The sequence below is a fragment of the Ralstonia sp. RL genome (assembly GCF_001683835.1).
Taxonomy (GTDB): Bacteria; Pseudomonadota; Gammaproteobacteria; order Burkholderiales; family Burkholderiaceae; genus Ralstonia; species Ralstonia mannitolilytica.
The window spans coordinates 1-20,110 of sequence record NZ_LWRX01000174.1 but is presented as its reverse complement, the minus strand read 5'-3'; the positions used below and the strand labels follow the sequence as shown (position 1 = coordinate 20,110).

Genomic DNA, 20,110 nt, shown 5'->3' with positions numbered 1-20,110 from the left:
CGTGTCTACGCAGGCGCGGTCGCCCGCGCCTGCTCCAGCAGCGCCCGCGCCGCCTCCCAGGCCCGTGAAGCCGCAGATGGATCGCCAATCGCCCGGGCGTCGGCCGTGGCGCCGGAAAGCAGCATCACGTACACCCCGGCAAGCTGGCGTGCCGCAGCGGCCGGCACCACGTCTTTGAGCAGCGTCTCGATCATGGCGAGCAGATCGTCGCGGTAGCGGACCGCCACGTCGGTCACCCGCGGGCAGGTCGCGCCAAACTCGGCCAGCGCGCGCTCGAACAGGCAGCCCGCGAATTCGGGGCTGCGGAACCACGTCTCGTACCAGTCGAAGATGCCCTTGAGGCGGGCGGTGGCGTCGGGCAGGGGGCCGAGCTTGTCGGCCATGCTTTGCATGATGAAGGTGTAGCGCTGCTCCAGGACTTCGCGGATGAGGTCTTCCTTGCCGGCAAAGTGCCGGTAGAGCGTCATGCGGGCAACGCCGGACTCGTCGATGATCCAGTCGACGCCCACGGGATGAAAGCCGTGCCTGGAAAAAAGCTCACTGGCCTTGTCCACGACCTGCTGGCGCTTGCTTGCGCGCATTCCCACTTCTCCTGATTGCTGGGCGGCATCTTAGCACCGCGCCCACGCCCCGACCTGGCCCGCCACGGGTTCCCAGTGTGTTGTTGCTCGCGCAAACGTTACGCTTTAATAACACACCACCCACGCGTTCCCGCTAAAGTAGAACGATCTATATCAATTGCACACCATGTGTGCTGCGGGGGCGGGGAACGAGCGTGCGCCATGGCATCTCACCCGGTCGACCACAACAAAAATGCAGCCGTTTCCAATCGATTCTGAAACGGCTTGGACAACATCCGAGGGGCTGTCGCATGCGTTATCAATGGCTTGCACTTGGCGTTGTATTGGCGCTGGCCGCTTGTGCCCAAACTCCGCCGCCCAGCTCGACCGTACGGGTCTGCGACAGCCGCGGATGCGCCGATCGCCCGAAAGACCAGGTGTCGTTCGACGCCAAGGACGAGGTTCCTGAAGACCCCCGGATCGCAGCCCTGAAGGACGCCGCCAAGCGCGAGCCCAAGGCTGCCTACGATCTCGGCCTGCGCTACTTCCGGGGCGATGGCGTGCGTCAGGACAGCTACCAGGCGCTGAACTGGATGCGCGAGGCCGCCGAGCGCGGCAACCTGCAGGCGCAGAAGGCCCTGGGCGCGTTCTACCTGTTCGGGCTGGAAGAGATGGGCTCCGACCCGCGCGAGGCCGAGAAATGGCTGTCGATCGCCGTCAGCCGCGGCGACAAGGAGTCGAAGAAGCTGCTTGAAGAAGCGCGCTCCGCCAGGAAGTCCGACGAAGACGATTTCAAATGGCGCTCGCAATGGCGCAATACGTATTACGGCTATTGGTATTCCGGCTATCCGTATCTGGGCGTCTGGCGCCAGACCACCTGGTATTGGTATTGACCCACCAGGCCATTTGCTTCACAGCGTTTTTCGGGCGAACGGCGGAAAAGGGAGAAAGCCAGTCCGCACACCGCGCGCCCAACCAAGGGGGGCTTATTGAGTCGTAGGACGCATAAGCCGAACATCGACGCAATCTGAGCCATCCAACAACATGAAGACCAACCTTTTCAGCCGCACCGCCAAGCTTGCGGGAGCGGCCCTCCTCAGCGCTTCCCTCGCGGCGTGCGCGGGCGGCGGCATCGTCAGCCCGGGCGGCCAGAACGCCGGCGTGACCGGTGCGGCAGCCGGCGGCTCCAGCGTGGGCGCCGACCCGACGCTGGAGCGCTGCGCTTCGCCGCTGGGCACCATTGCCATGGACGACGGCCGCAACGCCGACTGGTACGGCCAGTTCGGCAGCGCCACCAAGGTCACCACCATCGACCCCCTGCTGCGCATGGCCGTGCAGCAGTCGAACTGCTTTGTGATCACGTCGATCGGCAACCAGAAGACCGACGCACGCCTGTCGCGCATCACCGATCTGCAGCGCAACTCCGGCGAGTACCGCGCCGGTTCGAAGCAGCACAAGGGCCAGCGCGTGGCGGCCGACTACTACATGGAGCCGCAGATCATCATCAACGATTCACCGATCGGCGGCGTGGCCGGTGCCGTGGGCGGGTTGCTGGGCAACAGCGCCATCGCCGCGCTGGCCGGCAGCGTCAAGTCCAAGGCGTCCGTGGTGACGCTGACGCTGTTCGACGTCCGCTCGGCCGTGCAGATCGCGGCAGCCGAGGGCAGCTCCACCGCCACCAACTACGGCGCTGTGCTGGCCGGCCTGGGCGGCGGCGTGGGCGGTGGCCTGGCCGGCTTCTCTTCAACGCCGGAAGGCAAGGCCACGGTGGTCGCCTTCATTGACGCATGGAACAAGATGGTCGTGGCGTTGCGCAACTACAAGGCGCAAGACGTGAAGGGCGGCCTGGGCCGCGGCGGCCAGCTCAAGGTCAACTGATCCAAAACGGGGACTCACGCAGAAGAGGCGCACAGCGCCCTGAAGTGCCAAAGCAAAAAGCCTGCAGCGCAACCGCTGCAGGCTTTTTTTTTCGGCACGCGTTGTCTCAGCGGGCGTCCTTGGGCCGATCGCCCTTGGGCCAATCCTTCGTGCGTGCCGCAAAGTCGGGGCGGGGCTGGTGCGTAAAGAACGCGGCAACGTCCACCGCCTCCTGCGCCGTCAGCGTACCGCCCTGGCCCAGCGGCATGTTGTGCTTGACGAATGCCGCGGCGGTATACGTGCGGGCCATGCCTGCGCCCACGTTGAAGGCATCCTTGCCCCACAGTGGCGGCATGGCGTATCCGCCCTGCGGGTTCGGCAGCCCCTGGCCGTCCGCGCCATGGCATGCGGCGCAGCGTTGGGCGTAGATCGCTTTGCCGTGCTCGCGGTCGGGCTTGAGCGCGGTATCGATCTTCTCGAAGCCGCGCCCGGTCACGTTCGTGCCGGTCGGCACGCCGCTGGAAAGCCATTTCATGTACGCGAGGATGGCGTTCATCTCTTCACCGTCAAACGCCAGTGCCTTGCCGTTCATGGAGCGCTGGAAGCAATCGTTGACGCGCTCCTGCAGCGAGATCACCTTGCCGCTGCGCGACCGGTATTCCGGAAACGCGCCGGTCAGCCCGACCCACGGCGATGCGTACGGCACCGTGCCGCCGTTGAGGTGGCAGCTCGTGCAGTTCAGGCCATTGCCCACGTTGCCCGGCAACTGGCGCTTGGTATCGGTGAGAATGAGCCTGCCGCGCTTGATGGCGTCGCCCATCGGGCCGGCGGGAATGGTGGCTTCGTCCGGCACGGCGAGTGTGGCCGCGCCCTGTGCGATGGCTGATGCGCTGACGGCGAGCGCCAACGCGGCGCCCACGGTGCGAAAGATCATGCTGCCCCCTGTGAGGTGATGTGGATGTTGTAAGAAAGAACGGCCGGTCAGCGCCGGTGCTCCAGCCAGCTGAAGGCGGCCATGCCTGCCAGCATCGCGGCGACAAAGCCGCCGGCCTTTGGCACGCCCGCGCCCAACGCCACCAGGGCCGGGCCGGGACAGAATCCCGCCAGGCCCCATCCGATGCCGAAGACGGCGCTGCCCAGCACCAGCCGTGCGGACACGCCGGTCGCAGCCGGCCATTGAATCGCGGTGCCGAGCCACGTGCGAGCGCGTCGCCGCGCCATGAAGAAGGCGACCACGCCCACCGCAATCGCGCCCGCCATCACGAAGGCCAGCGACGGATCCCAGCTGCCCGCCAGATCGAGAAAACCGAGCACCTTGGCCGGATTGGCCATGCCCGAGACAATCAGCCCCGCGCCAAACAGCAGCCCGGCCACCAGCGCAATCAGAACGGCCATTTCAGCCTCCCATCGCGTGGCGTGTCACGAACACCGTGACAACGCCCGCGGCCATGAACGTGAGCGTCGCGACCAGCGAGCGCACCGAGCCGCGCGAAAGCCCGCACACGCCGTGGCCGCTCGTGCAGCCGCCCGCATAGCGGGTGCCGATGCCCACCAGGAACCCCGCGATGAGGACTTCGCCCCAGCCGGCGGTGATGTCGGGCACCACCGCGTGGCCAAGGGCCCCAGCGAGGATCGGCGCGCCGACCAGCCCCCCCAGGAAGGCGACACGCCATGCAGCGTCGCCACACGGGCGCTGCAGCAGCCCGCCGAGGATGCCGCTGATGCCGGCGATGCGGCCCATGGACAGGACCAGCACGGCTGCCGCCAGCCCGATGAGCAGACCGCCCGCCAGTGCCGTACCCGGCGTGAAATGCGCGAAATCCATCGACATGAGAAGAAGAAGGGAAGACATGAGCGGAGATTCCGGACACTATATAAATTTGTAGATTGTTTGCCAAGCGGCCGGTGGATGGAAACGGCAGGTTGCCCAAGACTGTCCGTGCCCTTACGCTGGGGCTTTCGAGCGGAGGGTCGCCGGATGAGCTGGCAGAACTGGGTCGTCTCGTGGATGGTGCGCAATCAGGTCAAGAAGCCGACCGAGCGGGAGCCCTTCGACCCGATCGCCACGCGCCTGAACGCCGAGAAGCGCACGATGCCGCGGCCGGTACGGCTGCCGGCGGACTGGCGCATCGTGCCGGCCAACAGCGGGCTCACCGGCGAGTGGATCGAACCGGCAGACGCGAGCCTGCACGGCGACGCCCCCGTGGTGCTGTACCTGCACGGCGGCGGCTATTTTTTCTGCAGCCCACGCACGCATCGGCCCATCACCATCGGCCTGGCTACGCATGCGCGGGCGCGCGTGTGCGTGCCCGACTATCGCCTGGCCCCGGAGCATCCGTTTCCCGCGCCGGTGGAGGACGCGCTGCTCACGTACCGGACGCTGCTCGCGCAGGGCGTGGCACCGGCCCGCGTCGTTGTCGCCGGGGATTCCGCAGGCGGTGGCCTGGCGCTCGCACTGCTGGTGGCGCTGCGTGACGCTGCGGATCCATTGCCCGCCGGAGCGATCCTCTACTCGCCGTGGACAGACCTGGCCGCCACCGGGCAAAGCCTGATCGACAACGATGAATCGGACGTGATGTTCCGCGGCGCCTGGATGGCCCACGGCGCTGCGCTGTACCTGGGCGATTCGGGCGCGCCGGCGGACCATCCGCTGGCCTCGCCGCTGTATGCCGACTTCACCGGCCTGCCGCCGCTGCACTGCTATGTCAGCGACACCGAAGTGCTGCGCGACGACACCCTCCGAATGGCCGAGCGCGCGCGTGCCGCTGGGGTATCCGTTTCGGTGAAGATGGGGCGCCGGCTTCCGCACGTGTGGCCGATCTTCTATCCTTTCTTACCGGAAGCGCGCATCGCACTGAGGCAATCGGGCGAGCAGATCCGGCAGCTGGTGAGGGCCCGCGCAGAACGGGCCCGATCGACACCGGCATGATCCGGAACGCCAATGCATCGGTCGCCCCGGATACACAAACGGGGAATCGAAATGCGTCGGGTGGTGATCCTGGGTTTGGTGCTGGCCGCGGTGACAGGCGCGTGGCATTGGAGCCGCATGCATCGCACGCATCTTGCCGACGTGCGCTTCGCCCCGATCGAGAGTGTGGCCGCCGCGACCGGTGCGCCCGCACCCGCCGCCAACAAGGCGCATTGGCTCAAGGCCTGCGACAGCGCGCTCGGGCCCATGCACGTGAACGTGCGGACCCGCGAAACGCCGCTGTCGTTCTCCAACGACCGCTCGGTCGATCAGCTCACCGCCGAGGCACCGCCGTACGATCGCGCCGCGCGCGTGCTCGGCAAGACGTATGCGACCCTCTCCGCGCGGTTTTCAGTCACCAGCCGCTACATGGACATTCCCACGCAGCCGCGCACCACCTGCCTGCGCCCGTCGGTGGATGTGGAGTTGATCCTCAGTGATTTTCGGGTGGCGGTGGCCCGTGAATTCGCACCGGGTAGCTGCGCTCACGACGCCGTCCGCGCGCATGAACTGCGCCACGTGGCCGTCAACCGCGCCGTGCTGCCGCGCGCGGCCGAGACGATCCGGCAGGAGATCGAGAGCGAATATGGCGGACGCCTGTACTTTGGCAACCCGGATCGCATTGCGGCTGATCTGGAGGCGGCGCTCACGCGCCATTGGCTGCCGCGCGCGCAATCGCTCATCGAACTGGGGCTGCAGGCGCACGAACAGATCGACACGCCGCGCGAAGAGGCACGCATGAGCAGCGTATGCAACGGCGAGGTGCAGGCCGTGCTGCAGCACGTGCCGGGCGAAATGTCGCGGTGACAGTCAGGCCGCGGGCCGGTGCGCGGCGCGCGCCTGCAACTGCACGACGGCCTGCTCGACGATCACGTCCGGCGGCAGCGCGATGTCGACGACGATGGCGTCGGTCGGCTCTTCCAGCGCATCGAACTGGCTGCGCAGCAGGCTCGGGTTGAAGAAGTGGTCCTTGCGGGCGGCGAGCCGGCTTTGCAGCAGCTCGAAGCTCCCCTTCAGATAGACGAATTCGGCATTGCCCGCGGGGCCGCGCAGCACATCGCGGTAGCGCTGCTTGAGCGCCGAGCATGCCACCACGAGCGACCGGCCGCCGCTGGTCGTTTCGTCCATGTACGCGCGGATGGCTTCGAGCCAGGGCTTGCGATCGTCGTCGTTGAGCGGGATGCCGGCGTGCATCTTGGCGCGGTTGGCGTCGCTGTGGAATTCATCGCCGTCACGGAACGCGCAGCCGAGCCGCTCGGCAATCTTCTGGCCCACCGTGGATTTGCCGCAGCCCGAAACACCCATCACTACAACGATCATCGTCAACCCTACGTACGGAAAAAAAAAAGCGCAAAAGTCAGGCCGGCATGGTAGCGCGTTGATGCAAACAGGCACGGATTTTTGCTGCTGCGGTGCAGCAATCGTTCCGCCGTATTGTTCGCCCTGCGGGCGGATTGCCAAATGCGTCAAGCTGCGTCAAATTCCATGCAACGCTGCACGAACAGCCATTCATAACGAGCGAGGCCCACAAGGCCCAATTGATCGCAGGAGACATTCATGGCAGGTGAAGGTATTGACTCCCGACCGCGCGGCGGTGTGTCGTACGTGGTGGGCGATACGTCGGTGCCGCTGGCGCACGTGACGGTGTCGGCGCTGCTGGCCGACACGGTGCGGCGCCATCCGGACGCGGAGGCCGTCGTGTTTCGCGAGCAGGGCGTGCGCTGGACGTGGCGCGCGTTTGCGGAGCAGGTCGATGCGCTGGCCGCGGGCCTGCATGCGCTTGGCTTGCAGCCCGGAGACCGCATCGGCATCTGGTCGCCGAATCGCGTCGAGTGGGTGCTCACGCAGTTTGCGACGGCGCGCCTGGGCCTCATCCTCGTCAACATCAATCCGGCGTATCGCTTGTCGGAGCTGGAATACGCACTGAACAAGGTCGGCTGCAAGGCGATCGTGGCGGCGGAGGCGTTCAAGACGTCGCGCTACCTGGAGATGCTCCAGACGCTGGCGCCCGAGCTGGCTACCGCGCAGCCTGGTGCACTGCAATCAGCCAAGCTGCCTGCCCTGCGCTGGGTCATCCGGATGGGCGAGGCCAGCACACCCGGCATGATCAACTTTGCCGACGTCATCGCGCGCGGCAAAAACGTATCCGTTGATGCGCTGGATGCGATCACGAATGCGCTGTCGCCGGACGACGCCATCAACATCCAGTTCACCAGCGGCACGACGGGCGCGCCCAAGGGGGCCACGCTCACGCACGTGAACGTCGTCAACAACGCGCGCTTCGTTGCCATGGCGATGAACCTGCGCGAGGGCGACCGGCTGTGCATTCCCGTGCCGCTGTATCACTGCTTTGGCATGGTGATGTCGGTGCTGACGTGCACGGCCACCGGCGCCTGCATGGTGTTCCCCGGAGAGGCGTTCGACCCGCTGGCCACGCTGCGCACCGTGGCCGACGAGCGCTGCACGCAGCTGCACGGCGTGCCGACCATGTTCATCGCGCAGCTCGATCATCCGGACTTTCGCACGTTCGATGTATCGAGCCTGCGCGGCGGCATCATGGCGGGCTCCCCATGCCCGATCGAGGTGATGAAGCGCGTGGTCTCGGAGATGAACCTGCGCGAAGTCACGATCGCCTACGGCATGACGGAGACGAGCCCCGTGTCGTTCCAGAGCGCGGTGACCGACCCGCTCGACAAGCGCGTGACCACCGTCGGCCGCATCCAGCCGCATCTGCAGGTCAAGCTGGTGGATGGCGCGGGCAACGTGGTGCCCGTGGGCGAGAAGGGCGAGCTGTGTACCAAGGGCTATTCGGTCATGCTCGGCTACTGGGACGACGAGGCCAAGACGGCCGAATCGATCAAGGATGGCTGGATGCACACGGGCGACCTCGCCACGTTCGATGCCGAGGGCTACTGCAACATCGTCGGCCGCGTGAAGGACATGCTCATCCGCGGTGGCGAGAACGTCTACCCGCGCGAGATCGAGGAATTCCTCTTCCGCCATCCGAAGGTGCAGGCCGTCAATGTATTCGGCGTGCCCGATGCGAAGTACGGCGAAGAGGTGTGCGCGTGGATCGTGCTCAAGCCTGGCCAGCAGGCCACGGAAGACGAGATCCGCGAGTTCTGCAAGGGGCAGATCGCGCATTACAAGATCCCGCGCTACATCCGCTTCGTCACCGAGATGCCGATGACGGTGACGGGCAAGGTGCAGAAGTTCGTCATGCGCGATCGCATGATCGAGGAGCTCAAGCTGACGGTGGCGGCCACGGCCTGAACCGGGCTTGCGGTTTCGCGGTTGAAATGCGAACGGGTCGCGCGCGGCGGCGCATCGCTGTCATGACGATGCTGGCCGCGCGCGGTTGCTTTCCGCCCGCCTGGGCGCCCGGCGTAGAAACCGAGACGCGTTTGCCGCATGCGTCTTCGCGATAGGAAGCGCTCGCAGTCGAGCAGAAACGCAAGCTTGTGCGCGGGCGATGTGCGTCTCATCGCGGCGTGCCACCGCACGCGACGTGCGCCACCGGAGGCCGGGCGGCCGTGCCCCGTCGCTCACGCAATGTGAGCGACGATGCGCCGATGTATCACCGCTGAAACACCTTCCGAATCGCCCCTCCCGGACACCGTGGCCGCGCCAATCTCGCGTGCGGCTTGCCTCTTCGCGCAAACCCATGGATGCCGTGATCGCGCGCGGGCCACGGCGGTGTATCGGCGCTGAAACCGAACGGGTGCAAGCGGACCTCCAAAAGTGACCCGCCACAACAGCATTGCACCCCAAGCCCCGGGCACATGGGCGGGCGGCCGGTGAATGTTTCGCGTTTTCAATCGCTTAGGACGGGCACGTGGAGCCGGCCGCCAGGATGGCACCGATTATGCAAACGAGGCGCCCCGGGGTGGGTCATGTTTTTCCCACAGGCAAGGCGCACCGGCCTGAGCGGCTGCGCTTCCCGCCGTCCCTCTCACCTTTATGGAGTGCGTTATGAAGAAGACCTTACTGGCCACCGCGATCGCCATGGGATTGGGGGTCTCTGGCGTTGCATGGGCCGACATCGGGAATACGGCGTCCGGCGCGGGCGACAAGACCCAGACCAACACGTCGACCATCACCAGAACCAATACCAGCACAGACACGACGACGAGCACGGCAACCACCACAACCACCACGGCAACCGACAACTCGAATCAGCACAACAACCAAAGCCAGGGCAGCAACCGCGACAACAGCGGCTGGGCCAACGCTGACGGCTACGGCACCGCAGCTGCCAACAACGGCGGCACGGCGACGGCAACGTTCACCAACTCCTTCAACACCAGCAAGGCGATTGCCGTCTCCAAGCTCGACGGCGCCGTGACCAACATCAGCGTATCGGGCATCGGCAATGTCGCTACCAACAATGGCGGGTCGGCCAATGGCGGCGCCGGCGGGCGTGGCGGATATGGCTACGGCGGCACGGGCGCCGGCGGCAGCGGTGGTGCGGGCGGCGCCGGCGGCAGCGGTGGCGCGGGCGGCAGCTCGGGCAGCGTCACGCACGGCAGCGCGACCAACGGCGGTGCCGTGGCGGGCAACGGCGGCAATGGCGGCAATGCCGCTGGCGATGCCGGTGGCGGCGGTAACGGCGGCAGCTCCGGCACGCTGTCTGCCAGCCTGGGCGCAGGGCTTGGCGGCGCAGCAGGCAGCACCAGCGCAGCTGGTGGCGGTGGCGGCGGAGCGGGCGGCACATCCAGCGCCAGCGGTGGGGATGCGAACCGCCATCGCGGCACTGGCGCGGCCACGGGCGGCGGCGGCGCATCGGCCGGCGGAGCAGGCGGGGCTGGCGGGGCCACCACCAGCGGCACGGCCACGGCCTCCGCGGGTGCGGGCACGGGCACGAGCAGCGCCACCGGCACAAGCACGGGCGGTGCGGGCGCCGCCGGCGGTGCAGCCACCAACGTGGCAGGCACGGGTGGGGCCAGCGGCAGCGCCACCAACGGCAGCGCTACCAACGGCTCGGCGTCGACAACGGCAGGCAACGGCGCCGTGGGTGCAGTCGGCGCGGCCGGCGGTGCCGGCGGCGTTGGCAACGGCGGCGTCGGCAATGGCGCGGTCGGTGGCACGGGCGGCGCAGGCGGTGCGGTCATGGTGGACGCAGGCACGTTCAACATGTCTAACGCCATGACCAGCGTCGGCCAGTCTGCAGCAGGCGTGATGGTGGCGAACCAGAACAGCGGCTTCGCTTCCCTCATCCAGCAAAGCATCAACGTGCAGGCCAACCTGAATGTGGGCAAGTAGCCCGGTACGGGCATGAGCGGGGAAGTGCCGCGGCGCAAGCGATGAAGCTTCGCGCATGACGGTGGATGGGGCCGGAATGCAGCGGCGGTCCGGCCCGCAGTTGGAGCGTAGAGGAGACACTCGATGCGATCCGACAGAAGAACCACAGCAGGATGGGCGGCATGGTGGCTGGCATGCGGCCTGGCAGTGTGGCCAGCGGCAGCAGCGATGGCAGCGGACGATGTGCCGATCGCAGACGGTGCGCAGGTCGCCAACACGGAAGCGGCGCGTCCCCCGGTCGCCGCGGCCGTGTCGGTGCCTGGGTTCGGTCATGCGGTGGGCGCAGATCGGCTCGACAGCTATCGCGGCGGCACGCAGGATCTCTACCAGACCGTCAATGACGCACGCCTGTCGGGCACCGTCAGCGACAACGCCGCCGTGAACGTGGCGACGGGGTCGAACATCGTGCGCGACGGCTCGTTTGCCAATGCCAGCGGGATCCCCACGGTCATCCAGAACAGCGGAGCGAACGTGCTGATCCAGAACGCCACCATCGTCAACGTGCAGTTCCGGCCTTGAGCTTGTGAAGGACGGAATGATGCGCAAGACGCTGGGTGCGGTGCTGATGGCGCTAGCGTGCGGGCCCGCGTGGGCGGGCGCGATCGACATGCTCGGCACGGGCGGCGGCACCTATGCCGTGCCGGTGACGAGCATGAAGGCCGCGCGCTACCTGCGCACCGTGCATCAGCGTTTCGACTTCAGTTGCGGGTCGGCCGCGGTGGCGACGCTGCTCACGTATCAGTACGGCTACCCCGTGAGCGAGCAGACCGTGTTCCAGGCCATGTACGAGCATGGCAACCAGGAGAAGATCCGGCGAGAAGGCTTTTCGCTGCTCGACATCAAACGCTATCTGGCCTCTCTGGGCTTTGAGGCGGATGGTTTCGAGCAGCCGCTGGATGCATTGAAGGACGCCCACTTGCCGGCCATCGTGCTGTTGACCGAGAACGGCTATCACCACTTCGTGGTGGTCAAGGGCGTGCAGGAAGGGCGCGTGCTCGTGGGCGATCCGGCCATGGGCACGCGTGCGATTCCGCGTGCGAGCTTCGAGAGCATGTGGGACAACCATTTGCTGTTCGTCGTCCACAACCGCGAGGCGAGGGCGACGTTCAACGCTTCATCGGACTGGCGCGTGGCACCGCGTGCGCCGCTGGAGGAAGGCATGGACCGCAGCGGCCTGGGCAACATCGTCGTTCCCAAGCATGGTCCGTCCGACTTCTGAGCGTCGTTTGCGGGTGCTCATTCGCTGGTCGGGCAGGAGGGCATCATGAAGCGGTTTGGCAAGGTGGCGCGGGCTGCGGGATGTGCAGGATGGCTTGCGCTGGCTGCGGCCGGGCATGCGTGTGCGGCCGGCATGGACAGCATGGACAACAACCCGGTCCATGCCTGGCACGCCGTGTCCGAAGACAAGCTCGACGACATGCGCGGCGGCTTCGATGTGCCCGCGCTTGCAGGGCTGCACATCTCGTTCGGCATCGACCGCGCGGTCTACATCAACGGCGAGCTGGTGGCGAGCGCATCGGTGAACATCCCCGACGTGGCACGCATGACGGCCACGCAGGCGCAGCAACTGGCCTCGGTGGTCAACACGGTCAACCTCGTGCAGAACGGCCCGAACAATGTCGCGCCGCCCGATGTGGGCGCCGGCGCGGCTGCAGCGGCCACGGTCATCCAGAACAGTCTGAACAACCAGACGTTGCAAGCCGTGACGACGATCAACGCAGCGGTCAACAGCCTGCCGCAGTTCCGGCAGCTGAATCTCTCCAACGTACTGCAGGGTGCCCTGGCCAACGTCGTCACCCTGCTGCACTGAGCTAGAACTGGATCGGCAGACGCAGCGTGACGGTCAGGTCCGGCGTGTCGCGCGTGAGGCCAGCACCCACCGACAGGTTCAGCGTCATCTTGGGCGAGAGCCGGTACGAATAGCCGACCAGCAATGTGCCGAGAATGGTTCGCACCGAGCCCGGCACGCGTTGGCCGTTCTGCTTGGTCGGCGCGATGATGCTCTGGTCGTAGCCGATGGAGAACGACGCCTTTTCGTTCAGCGCCAGCCCCATGCCGAAGTTCAGGCCGATGATGTCGCCGGCCTTCACGTTGCCCAGGAACTGCTTCGAGCCGTCCACGAGGTTCAGGCTGACATCCTTGCGCTCGAAGTTGTGCAGGTAGCTGATGCTGCCGAAGAACACGGCGGGGTCGGTCGCGAACAGCCACGTCAGCCCCGGCTGTACGGCGAAGAACCCCGAGCCCGTCGGCTGCTGCAGCGGCAGGCCGGTGCCGGTGGTATTGCTCACGCAGCGCGTCACGCAATCGGTGGTGACGTCGAACGGATCCTTGCCGGTGCGCGTCTTGAAGCGCAGCCAGCCGATGTAGAACGGCTTGTCGACGCCGCCCGCATTGAGCTGGTAGCGCGCGGTCAGCTCCACATCGCCGATGCCGTGCCCGTGCGAGCTGAACGCATTATCCGTCGCCGTGCCGGTGAACAGCTCGCGGCTGACGGTGTCGCTCGTGCTGTAGACATAGGGCACGCGCGCCTCCAGTTCCCAGCGTCGCGCGAGCCCATAGCGCACGGCCACCGTACCGGTGAGCGTGGTCGTCTTGACTTGTCGTACGTCGATCAGCCCGATGAGCAGCGCCGGGATGATGGTGTAGCCCACCAGTGCCACGCGGTCCGACGACGAATAGGCCATCTGCAATGACGGCTCGACGACCACCTTGCCCGGTGGTGTCAAGGCGCTTGGCTCGTCGAAGATCTGCGCGATGCGCGGCGGCTGGTCGGAAGGCTCCGGCGGTTTGCCGACGGGGGTGGCCGCCGGCTGATCGGTCTGCGCGATCTCCGACACATCGCCCGCCGCGCCCGGTGCCCCGGCACCGCGCACGGTGTCGAGCCGGCCTTCGCTCATGCCGAGCGCGCGCCGCATGCGCCGCAGATGCGCTTCCTGCTGCTGGATCGAGCGCTTGAGCTCCTGCAGGCGCGCCTGCGTATCGGCAAGCTCGCGCTGCAGCGCTTCCAGGCTGGGCGGCTTGTCGTCCACCGGCCCGTTGGCTTGTGCAAGTGCCGACCTGCCGCATAGCAGCAGGCATGCGCACGCAACCGCGTGAAGCGGCCCCCATGGTGCGTTCTTCATGGCGATGTCCCCGTCGAGAGCGCCCTGTCCACGAAACGCGGATGGGCCCTTCACGATTTCCCCCGGGTGGCGGAATGCGGATACCACTATAGGCGAGCGGGCGTGAAACGATAGGGCGCCGGCGTCCACAAAACGGACGAGGCCGGCGCGCCCGTTCGGCGGATCGCCCGGACAACAAAAAGGCGCCCGAAGGCGCCTGGCGTGTCTTGCGCAGCGTCAGCGCTTACTGACGTGCGTTGCGCAGGTTATCGGGCCACGGCGTATTGGTGTTCGTGCGGAACGGGTTGATGTCGAGCCCGCCGCGCCGCGTATAGCGGGCATACACGGCCAGCTTGACCGGCCGGCACTGGCGCAGGATGTCGGTAAAGATGCGTTCCACGCATTGCTCGTGGAACTCGTTGTGCTCGCGGAACGAGATCAGGTACTTGAGCAGCCCTTCCTGGTTGATCGGCGCACCCACGTAGCGGATCTGCACGCTGCCCCAATCCGGCTGGCCCGTCACCAGGCAGTTCGACTTGAGCAGGTGCGAGACCAGCGTTTCTTCCACCGGGCTTTCGTTCCCGTCGGCCTGCAGCAGTTCGGGAGCGGGCTGGTAGATGTCGGTTTCGATGTCCAGCCGATCAAGCAGCAGGCCGTCGAGCTCACCCATCTTCTGCCGCGCAAACTCCTCCTGCGGCACGATGCGCACCTGCACCGGCGCGCCGCACGCCTCCGACAGATCGTGGTGGATCAACTGCTGCAGCGCTTCGTGCGAAGCTACCTTCGTCTGGTTGAACGAGTTCAGGTAGAGCTTGAACGACTTCGATTCCACGATGTTGGGCGAATCCGCCGGCACGATCACCGTGCCCACCGCCACCTGCGGCTTGCCCTTGAGGTTCAGCCAAGACAGCTCATACAGGTTCCACAGGTCTACGCCAAAGAAGGGCAGGGCGGTGCCGGCGGGCAGGCCGATCTCGTCGCGCTTGCCCTGGCGCGGAATGGGAAAGAGCAGGCTCGGGTCGTATTCCGTCTTGTAAGCGGAGGTCTTGCCCAGCGGCGAATGTTCGGGTTGGTTGTGCATCACAAAAACAGGCTGTAGACGGGGTTTTCGCTCTCGTCCCAATAGGTATAGCCGAGCGTGGCGAGGAACGCCTTGAACTCGCGCTTCTCGTTCTTCGGCACCTGGATGCCGACGAGGATGTTGCTCGAGTCCGCCCCCTGGTTCCGGTAATGGAACAGGCTGATGTTCCAGTTCGGGCTCATGCTCGAGAGGAACTTCATCAGCGCGCCCGGCCGCTCGGGGAATTCAAAGCGATACAGCAGTTCGTTCTCGGCGAGCGGCGAGCGCCCGCCCACCATGTAGCGGATGTGCTGCTTGGCGAGTTCGTCGTTCGAGAGGTCCAGCGTCGGGAATCCGTGCTTGCGGAAGTTCTCGGCGATCTTGTCGCCCTCTGCGCGCGACGCAATTTGCACGCCCACGAAGATGTGCGCGGCGTCCTTGCTGGCAATGCGGTAGTTGAACTCCGTCACGTTGCGCGACCAGCCGACCAGCTCGCAGAAGCGCTTGAAGCTGCCGCGCTCTTCCGGAATCGTCACGGCAAACACGGCTTCGCGCGCCTCGCCCACTTCGGCGCGCTCGGCCACGAAGCGCAGGCGGTCGAAGTTCATGTTCGCGCCGCTGGCCACGGCCACCAGCGATTCGTTCTTCAGCTTGCTCTGTTCGGCGTACAGCTTCAGGCCCGCGATGGCAAGCGCGCCCGACGGCTCCAGCAGGCTGCGCGTGTCCTGGAACACATCCTTGAGCGCCGCGCAGATCGCATCGGTGTCCACGGTGAGGATCTCGTCGACCAGTTCGCGCGTGAGGCGGAAGGTCTCCTTGCCCACCAGCTTGACGGCCGTGCCATCGGCAAACAGGCCCACGTCCTTCAGTTCGACGCGCTTGCCGGCGGCCACCGAGCGGGCCATCGCATCGGACTCGACGCTCTGCACGCCGATCACCTTGATGTCCGGCCGCACGGCCTTGACGTACGCCGCGATGCCCGAGATCAGCCCCCCGCCCCCGATCGCGCAGAAGATCGCATGGATCGGCTGCGGATGCTGGCGCAGGATCTCCATGGCGATGGTGCCCTGGCCGGCGATGACTTCCGGGTCGTCGAACGGGTGCACGAAGGTGTAGCCGTGCTTTTCCTGCAGCTTGACGGCGTGGTTGTAGGCGTCGGAGTAGCTCTCGCCGTGCAGCACGACCTCGACCCAATCGCCGCCGCGCGACCGCACGCCGTCGATCTTGAGCTGCGGCGTCGTCACGGGCATGCAGATGATCGCCTTGCATTCCATGCGCGCCGCGCTGAACGCGACCCCCTGGGCATGGTTGCCCGCCGATGCCGTAATCACCCCGCGCTTGCGCTCGGCCGGCGTGAGCGAGGCCATCTTGTTGTAGGCGCCGCGCAGCTTGAACGAGAACACCGGCTGGTCATCCTCGCGCTTGAGGTAGACGCGGTTGCCGGTGCGCGCCGACAGGTTCGGCGCGAACTTGAGCTCGGTTTCCTGCGCGACGTCATAGACCTTCGCGGTCAGGATTTTCTTGAGGTAATCGATGGCCATGGTGCGGACCGGGTTGGACTTGGGGATAGCCCGTAAGCCTATCATGCGTCGCCTTGCCGGCCGGGCGGGGTGCTGGGTACACTGCCCCGGCCGCGCCACAGGGGTGCGGCTCCCCATCGGCGCGAGGCTCCCCATGCATACCCCGTCGTCTTCCTCCAAGCGTTCCAGGCCACGCCGGGGCCGCAAGATCTGGTCGGGCACGCAGCACGTCATTGCGTACGGCATGCCGCCGCTGGGCTGGCGCGACGTCTACCACCACGCGCTGGAAGTGAATTGGCCGACCTTCTTTGCGTTGCTGGCCACGATGTTCCTGGCGCTCAACGCGGTGTTTGCCGGGTTGTATTCGCTCGGCGATGCATCCATCGCGAACCAGTCGCCGCCGGGCTTCCTTGGGGCGTTCTTCTTCAGCGTCGAGACGCTCGCCACCGTCGGCTACGGCGACATGCACCCGCAGACGGTGTACGCCCACATCATCGCGACGCTGGAGATCTTCATTGGCATGTCGGGCATCGCCATGGCGACGGGGCTGGTGTTTGCGCGGTTTTCGCGCCCGCGGGCCAAGATCCTGTTTGCCCGCCATCCGGTCGTGCGCACCATCAACGGCACGCCCACGCTGATGCTCCGCGCGGCGAATGCGCGTCAGAACGTCATTGCGGAGGCCACGGCACGGCTGCGGCTGATGCAGGACGAACGCTCGCCGGAAGGCTATTCCATCTACAAGATCCGCGACCTCAAGCTCGAGCGCAGCGAGCATCCGATCTTCCTGCTCGGCTGGGTCATGATGCACGTCATCGACGAGACCAGCCCCTTGTACAACGCCACGGCGGAATCGCTCGCCGCCGTGGACGCCCTGCTATTGCTCACGATCGAAGGCGCTGACGAGACGGCCGCGCAGACCGTCCAGGCGCGCCATTCGTGGCGGCACGACGCGATCCGCTGGAATCATCGCTATCTCGACCTGATTCACGAAGAAGACGGCGTGACCACGGTTGACTACGACAACTTCCACAAGATCGAGCCGATCGGCACCCCGGCCGAGGCGCCGCCGCAGGCACAATGAGCGCCTCGTCGGCTTTCAACGCGCAACTCCCGTGGCTCTCAACCTCGTCTGGCTCGGCTTTTTCCTCATCGCCTTCGTCACCGCGTGCGTGCAGGTCGTGCTGGGCGACATGGAGGTCTTCTCCCGCATGCTGACCGGCATGTTCGATGCCGCGCGCACCGGCTTCGAAATCGCCATCGGCCTGACCGGCATGATGGCGCTGTGGCTCGGCATCATGCGCGTGGGCGAGCGCGCCGGCGTGGTCGATCTGTTTGCGCGGCTCGTGAACCCGCTGATGCGGCACCTGTTTCCGTCCGTGCCCGCCGGCCACCCGGCCAACGGCGCGATGATGATGAACGTGTCGGCCAACGTGCTGGGGCTGGACAACGCCGCCACGCCCCTCGGCCTGCAGGCGATGCGCGAGCTGCAGCAGATCAATCCGCAGCCGCAGCGCGCCAGCGATGCGCAACTGATGTTCGTGGTGCTCAACACGGCCGGGGTGACGCTGGTGCCGACCTCCGTCATCGCCATCCGCCAGGCCATGGCGGTCAAGCAGGGCCTGGTCGGCTTCAATGCGGCGGACATTTTCCTGCCGACGCTGTTGTCCACGTTCATCGGCTTCTGCGCAGGCATTGCGGCCGTGGCGTGGTATCAGCGCATCAACCTGTTCAAGCCGGCGCTGCTGGCGTACTTTGGCGGCTTTGTCGCGGTGATGGGCTTGCTGTTTGCGTGGCTGCGCCAGTTTCCGCCGCAGCAGATGGCCGCGTGGATCGGCCTGATCGGCGCGGGGGCCATCCTCACCATCGTGGTGGCGTTCCTGGCGTGTGGGGCAATTCGCCGCATCAATGTCTACGAGACCTTCGTGGACGGCGCGAAAGACGGCTTCCAGGTGGCGATCGGCATCGTCCCGTACCTCGTGGCGGTGCTGGTCGGCATTGCGGTGTTCCGCGCGGCGGGCTGCATGGATTTCCTGATGCAGGGGCTCTCCGCGCTGTTCTCGCACCTCGGTATCGACACGCGCTTCGTGCCGGCGCTGCCCGTCGGCATCATGAAGACGCTCTCGGGGGCCGGCGCCCGGGGCCTGATGGTCGACGTGATGACGACCTACGGCGTGGATTCCTTCCAGGGCAGGCTGGCCGCCATCATCCAGGGCTCGACCGAGACCACGTTCTACGTGCTGGCCGTGTACTTCGGCAGCGTCGGCATCAAGGACACGCGCTACGCGCTGGCGTGCGGGCTGTGGGCCGACCTGATCGGGCTGGTCGGCGCGGTTCTGGTCGCGTATCTGTTCTTCGCCTGACGGGTCAGGGCGACTCCGGGGCGGCGTGTGCGCTGCACGCCCACTACAATCGACCGCATGGAACAGTGGATCGACACGCTTTTTGCCACCCTTGCCCTGCCCAAGGTCGGGCTGCCCGCCATCTTCGTCGTCAGCTTCATCTCGGCGACGCTGTTGCCGCTGGGGTCTGAACCGGCCGTCTTCGCTTACATCAAGCTCAATCCCGAGATGTTCTGGCCGGCCGTCATCGTTGCGACGCTGGGCAATACGCTGGGCGGTGCGGTCGATTGGTGGATGGGCTATGCGGCCAAGCTCGCGCTGGTGCGCATCCACCTGGCGCGCCGTCGTCGCGAGCACAACGCCGAGCACGCCCACCACGTGCCGCACCCCAAGCGCCACCGCGCGCCCCCGCTCGACAAGAAGTATTTCCGCTGGATGCGCCGCATCGGGCCGGTGTCGCTGCTGGTGTCGTGGCTGCCGGGCATCGGCGATCCGCTCTGCACGCTCGCCGGGTGGCTGCGGCTGCGTTTCTGGCCCAGCGTCATGTACATGGCCATCGGCAAATTCCTGCGCTACCTCGTCATGACGACGGCGCTGCTGACCCTGCCGGACGGCTTCTGGCACGGCATCCTCGGCTGGATCAAGACCCTCCTGATGTGACGTTTGCGTGGTGCAGGCTCCACTCGGTTGCGGCCACACTTTTCGCAAGCCATTGAAAACGTGGCGGTTTTCGCGCCCATGCGACCGGCAGGGATACCGTTGTTGCAACGCATCAACGGTGAACCTTGCAGTACAATCGCGCTTTAAAGACCGCGCGGCCGACACCTGCTTTGCCGCGCTCCCTCCCCGCGGCTCGCCATGAACGCCCCACTTCTGATCGACGCCAAACTCGCGGCGCAGGACGCTGCGCCCCGGCTGCGCGAGATTCCCTACAACTACACCTCGTTCTCGGATCGGGAAATCGTCATCCGTCTGCTGGGCGAGTCTGCGTGGCAGATCCTCGACGAGCTGCGCGGCGAGCGTCGCACCGGCCGATCGGCGCGCATGCTGTACGAAGTGCTGGGCGACATCTGGGTGGTGCGTCGCAACCCGTATCTGCAGGACGACCTGCTCGACAACCCGAAGCGCCGCCAGATGCTGATCGACGCACTCAATCACCGCCTGGCGGAGATCGAGAAGCGCCGCGTGGCCGACCACGATTCGCATCACGACCCCGAAGGCGATGAGCGCGCCAAGAAGGTCGAGCAGCTCGTCGTGCACGCGCGCCGCGCCGTCAAGGCGTTCCAGGAAGAATTCGCCCAGGTGTACGACCTGCGCCGCCGCGCGCAGAAAGTGCTCGGCCGCGTGACGGCCAAGGACAACATCAAGTTCGACGGCCTGTCGCGCGTGTCGCACGTGACCGAC

The 20,110-nt window shown here is 66.3% G+C and carries 21 protein-coding genes; 13 read left to right on the top strand and 8 right to left on the bottom strand.

All coding sequences use genetic code 11. The annotated features are described in order from the left end of the window. Positions 1–5 precede the first annotated feature (5 nt). The gene (locus A6M56_RS17530; RefSeq protein WP_045785761.1) at positions 6–581 is read right to left on the bottom strand and encodes a TetR/AcrR family transcriptional regulator; all 576 of its coding nucleotides are present in this window, start codon (positions 579–581) and stop codon (positions 6–8) included. A 290-nt stretch (positions 582–871) separates the two neighbouring features. Here A6M56_RS17530 and A6M56_RS17525 point away from each other — a divergent pair, with 290 nt between their 5' ends. After that, positions 872–1,453 (top strand): tetratricopeptide repeat protein, encoded by a 582-nt coding sequence (locus A6M56_RS17525; protein ID WP_102080713.1) that lies wholly within the window; start codon positions 872–874, stop codon positions 1,451–1,453. Between the two features lie 151 nt (positions 1,454–1,604). Then, positions 1,605–2,438, top strand: coding sequence for a hypothetical protein (locus A6M56_RS17520; RefSeq protein ID WP_045785763.1), 834 nt, complete (start codon positions 1,605–1,607; stop codon positions 2,436–2,438). A 106-nt stretch (positions 2,439–2,544) separates the two neighbouring features. On the opposite strand, the gene A6M56_RS17515 is transcribed toward A6M56_RS17520, so the two are convergent. Genes A6M56_RS17515 through A6M56_RS17505 form a run of 3 tightly spaced genes read right to left on the bottom strand, consistent with a single transcriptional unit; the run spans position 2,545 to position 4,248 of the window. Beyond that, positions 2,545–3,351, bottom strand: coding sequence for a c-type cytochrome (locus tag A6M56_RS17515; RefSeq protein ID WP_102080714.1), 807 nt, complete (start codon positions 3,349–3,351; stop codon positions 2,545–2,547). Positions 3,352–3,398: 47 nt separating this feature from the next. After that, positions 3,399–3,812, bottom strand: a complete 414-nt coding sequence (locus tag A6M56_RS17510) for a DUF6691 family protein (protein ID WP_045785764.1) — start codon at positions 3,810–3,812, stop codon at positions 3,399–3,401. 1 nt (position 3,813) lies between these two features. Further along, positions 3,814–4,248, bottom strand: a complete 435-nt coding sequence (locus A6M56_RS17505) for a YeeE/YedE family protein (RefSeq protein WP_102080715.1) — start codon at positions 4,246–4,248, stop codon at positions 3,814–3,816. Positions 4,249–4,395: 147 nt separating this feature from the next. On the opposite strand from A6M56_RS17505, the gene A6M56_RS17500 reads away from it, so the two are divergent. Both A6M56_RS17500 and A6M56_RS17495 read left to right on the top strand, forming a co-directional pair. Continuing rightward, entirely contained in the window at positions 4,396–5,346 is a 951-nt protein-coding gene (locus A6M56_RS17500; RefSeq protein ID WP_062739086.1) for an alpha/beta hydrolase, read from the top strand. Positions 5,347–5,397: 51 nt separating this feature from the next. Continuing rightward, on the top strand, positions 5,398–6,192 hold the full coding sequence (locus A6M56_RS17495) for a hypothetical protein (RefSeq protein ID WP_045785767.1): 795 nt from the start codon (positions 5,398–5,400) through the stop codon (positions 6,190–6,192). 3 nt (positions 6,193–6,195) lie between these two features. Here A6M56_RS17495 and A6M56_RS17490 read toward each other — a convergent pair whose 3' ends face one another. Continuing rightward, the gene (locus tag A6M56_RS17490; RefSeq protein WP_045787757.1) at positions 6,196–6,705 is read right to left on the bottom strand and encodes a gluconokinase; all 510 of its coding nucleotides are present in this window, start codon (positions 6,703–6,705) and stop codon (positions 6,196–6,198) included. Positions 6,706–6,942: 237 nt separating this feature from the next. Between A6M56_RS17490 and A6M56_RS17485 the strand changes: the two genes are divergently transcribed. The 5 genes from A6M56_RS17485 (at position 6,943) to A6M56_RS17465 (ending at position 12,496) form a co-directional block, all read left to right on the top strand. Continuing rightward, positions 6,943–8,658, top strand: a complete 1,716-nt coding sequence (locus A6M56_RS17485) for an AMP-binding protein (protein ID WP_102080716.1) — start codon at positions 6,943–6,945, stop codon at positions 8,656–8,658. 699 nt (positions 8,659–9,357) lie between these two features. After that, entirely contained in the window at positions 9,358–10,647 is a 1,290-nt protein-coding gene (locus A6M56_RS17480; RefSeq protein WP_102080717.1) for a hypothetical protein, read from the top strand. A gap of 123 nt (positions 10,648–10,770) precedes the next feature. Continuing rightward, a complete protein-coding gene (locus A6M56_RS17475) occupies positions 10,771–11,205 on the top strand; it encodes a hypothetical protein (protein WP_045785770.1) in 435 nt (144 codons plus the stop codon). 16 nt (positions 11,206–11,221) lie between these two features. Beyond that, on the top strand, positions 11,222–11,905 hold the full coding sequence (locus A6M56_RS17470; protein ID WP_045785771.1) for a C39 family peptidase: 684 nt from the start codon (positions 11,222–11,224) through the stop codon (positions 11,903–11,905). A 45-nt stretch (positions 11,906–11,950) separates the two neighbouring features. Then, positions 11,951–12,496, top strand: a complete 546-nt coding sequence (locus tag A6M56_RS17465; RefSeq protein ID WP_102080718.1) for a hypothetical protein — start codon at positions 11,951–11,953, stop codon at positions 12,494–12,496. Position 12,497: 1 nt separating this feature from the next. Here the strand turns inward: A6M56_RS17465 and A6M56_RS17460 are convergent, their stop codons facing one another. The 3 genes from A6M56_RS17460 to ilvA all read right to left on the bottom strand — a co-directional run bounded on the left by A6M56_RS17460 (position 12,498) and on the right by ilvA (position 16,388). Next, a complete protein-coding gene (locus A6M56_RS17460; RefSeq protein ID WP_286758259.1) occupies positions 12,498–13,808 on the bottom strand; it encodes an acetate kinase in 1,311 nt (436 codons plus the stop codon). Between the two features lie 223 nt (positions 13,809–14,031). Continuing rightward, positions 14,032–14,868 (bottom strand): NADPH-dependent 7-cyano-7-deazaguanine reductase QueF, encoded by an 837-nt coding sequence (queF, locus tag A6M56_RS17455; protein ID WP_045785774.1) that lies wholly within the window; start codon positions 14,866–14,868, stop codon positions 14,032–14,034. Beyond that, positions 14,868–16,388 carry a threonine ammonia-lyase, biosynthetic gene (gene ilvA, locus A6M56_RS17450; RefSeq protein WP_045785775.1) on the bottom strand — a complete coding sequence of 507 codons (1,521 nt, stop codon included), beginning with the start codon at positions 16,386–16,388 and terminating at the stop codon, positions 14,868–14,870. The genes queF and ilvA overlap by 1 nt, the downstream gene beginning before the upstream one ends. A 133-nt stretch (positions 16,389–16,521) precedes the next feature. Between ilvA and A6M56_RS17445 the strand changes: the two genes are divergently transcribed. The 4 genes from A6M56_RS17445 to A6M56_RS17430 all read left to right on the top strand — a co-directional run. After that, positions 16,522–17,448 carry an ion channel gene (locus tag A6M56_RS17445; RefSeq protein WP_062739080.1) on the top strand — a complete coding sequence of 309 codons (927 nt, stop codon included), beginning with the start codon at positions 16,522–16,524 and terminating at the stop codon, positions 17,446–17,448. 31 nt (positions 17,449–17,479) lie between these two features. After that, positions 17,480–18,727: a spore maturation protein gene (locus tag A6M56_RS17440; protein WP_062739079.1), complete on the top strand. Its 1,248-nt coding sequence runs from the start codon at positions 17,480–17,482 to the stop codon at positions 18,725–18,727. Positions 18,728–18,784: 57 nt separating this feature from the next. Beyond that, the gene (locus tag A6M56_RS17435) at positions 18,785–19,366 is read left to right on the top strand and encodes a YqaA family protein (RefSeq protein WP_102080720.1); all 582 of its coding nucleotides are present in this window, start codon (positions 18,785–18,787) and stop codon (positions 19,364–19,366) included. A 198-nt stretch (positions 19,367–19,564) separates the two neighbouring features. Next, positions 19,565–20,110, top strand: a 546-nt coding sequence (locus A6M56_RS17430) for a DUF3683 domain-containing protein (RefSeq protein ID WP_286758258.1), incomplete at its 3' end; no start/stop codon positions are given.

What these genes read in the sequence shown, in the direction of transcription:
- A6M56_RS17490 (WP_045787757.1), bottom strand. Translation starts at nt 6,705, where the DNA reads ATGATCGTTGTAGTGATGGGTGTTTCGGGCTGCGGCAAATCCACGGTG.
- A6M56_RS17530 (WP_045785761.1), bottom strand. Translation starts at nt 581, where the DNA reads ATGCGCGCAAGCAAGCGCCAGCAGGTCGTGGACAAGGCCAGTGAGCTT.
- A6M56_RS17470 (WP_045785771.1), top strand. Translation starts at nt 11,222, where the DNA reads ATGATGCGCAAGACGCTGGGTGCGGTGCTGATGGCGCTAGCGTGCGGG.
- A6M56_RS17465 (WP_102080718.1), top strand. Translation starts at nt 11,951, where the DNA reads ATGAAGCGGTTTGGCAAGGTGGCGCGGGCTGCGGGATGTGCAGGATGG.
- A6M56_RS17495 (WP_045785767.1), top strand. Translation starts at nt 5,398, where the DNA reads ATGCGTCGGGTGGTGATCCTGGGTTTGGTGCTGGCCGCGGTGACAGGC.
- A6M56_RS17500 (WP_062739086.1), top strand. Translation starts at nt 4,396, where the DNA reads ATGAGCTGGCAGAACTGGGTCGTCTCGTGGATGGTGCGCAATCAGGTC.
- A6M56_RS17515 (WP_102080714.1), bottom strand. Translation starts at nt 3,351, where the DNA reads ATGATCTTTCGCACCGTGGGCGCCGCGTTGGCGCTCGCCGTCAGCGCA.
- A6M56_RS17435 (WP_102080720.1), top strand. Translation starts at nt 18,785, where the DNA reads ATGGAACAGTGGATCGACACGCTTTTTGCCACCCTTGCCCTGCCCAAG.
- A6M56_RS17485 (WP_102080716.1), top strand. Translation starts at nt 6,943, where the DNA reads ATGGCAGGTGAAGGTATTGACTCCCGACCGCGCGGCGGTGTGTCGTAC.
- A6M56_RS17525 (WP_102080713.1), top strand. Translation starts at nt 872, where the DNA reads ATGCGTTATCAATGGCTTGCACTTGGCGTTGTATTGGCGCTGGCCGCT.
- A6M56_RS17510 (WP_045785764.1), bottom strand. Translation starts at nt 3,812, where the DNA reads ATGGCCGTTCTGATTGCGCTGGTGGCCGGGCTGCTGTTTGGCGCGGGG.
- A6M56_RS17445 (WP_062739080.1), top strand. Translation starts at nt 16,522, where the DNA reads ATGCATACCCCGTCGTCTTCCTCCAAGCGTTCCAGGCCACGCCGGGGC.
- A6M56_RS17475 (WP_045785770.1), top strand. Translation starts at nt 10,771, where the DNA reads ATGCGATCCGACAGAAGAACCACAGCAGGATGGGCGGCATGGTGGCTG.
- ilvA (WP_045785775.1), bottom strand. Translation starts at nt 16,388, where the DNA reads ATGGCCATCGATTACCTCAAGAAAATCCTGACCGCGAAGGTCTATGAC.
- A6M56_RS17520 (WP_045785763.1), top strand. Translation starts at nt 1,605, where the DNA reads ATGAAGACCAACCTTTTCAGCCGCACCGCCAAGCTTGCGGGAGCGGCC.
- queF (WP_045785774.1), bottom strand. Translation starts at nt 14,868, where the DNA reads ATGCACAACCAACCCGAACATTCGCCGCTGGGCAAGACCTCCGCTTAC.
- A6M56_RS17460 (WP_286758259.1), bottom strand. Translation starts at nt 13,808, where the DNA reads ATGAAGAACGCACCATGGGGGCCGCTTCACGCGGTTGCGTGCGCATGC.
- A6M56_RS17480 (WP_102080717.1), top strand. Translation starts at nt 9,358, where the DNA reads ATGAAGAAGACCTTACTGGCCACCGCGATCGCCATGGGATTGGGGGTC.
- A6M56_RS17505 (WP_102080715.1), bottom strand. Translation starts at nt 4,248, where the DNA reads ATGTCGATGGATTTCGCGCATTTCACGCCGGGTACGGCACTGGCGGGC.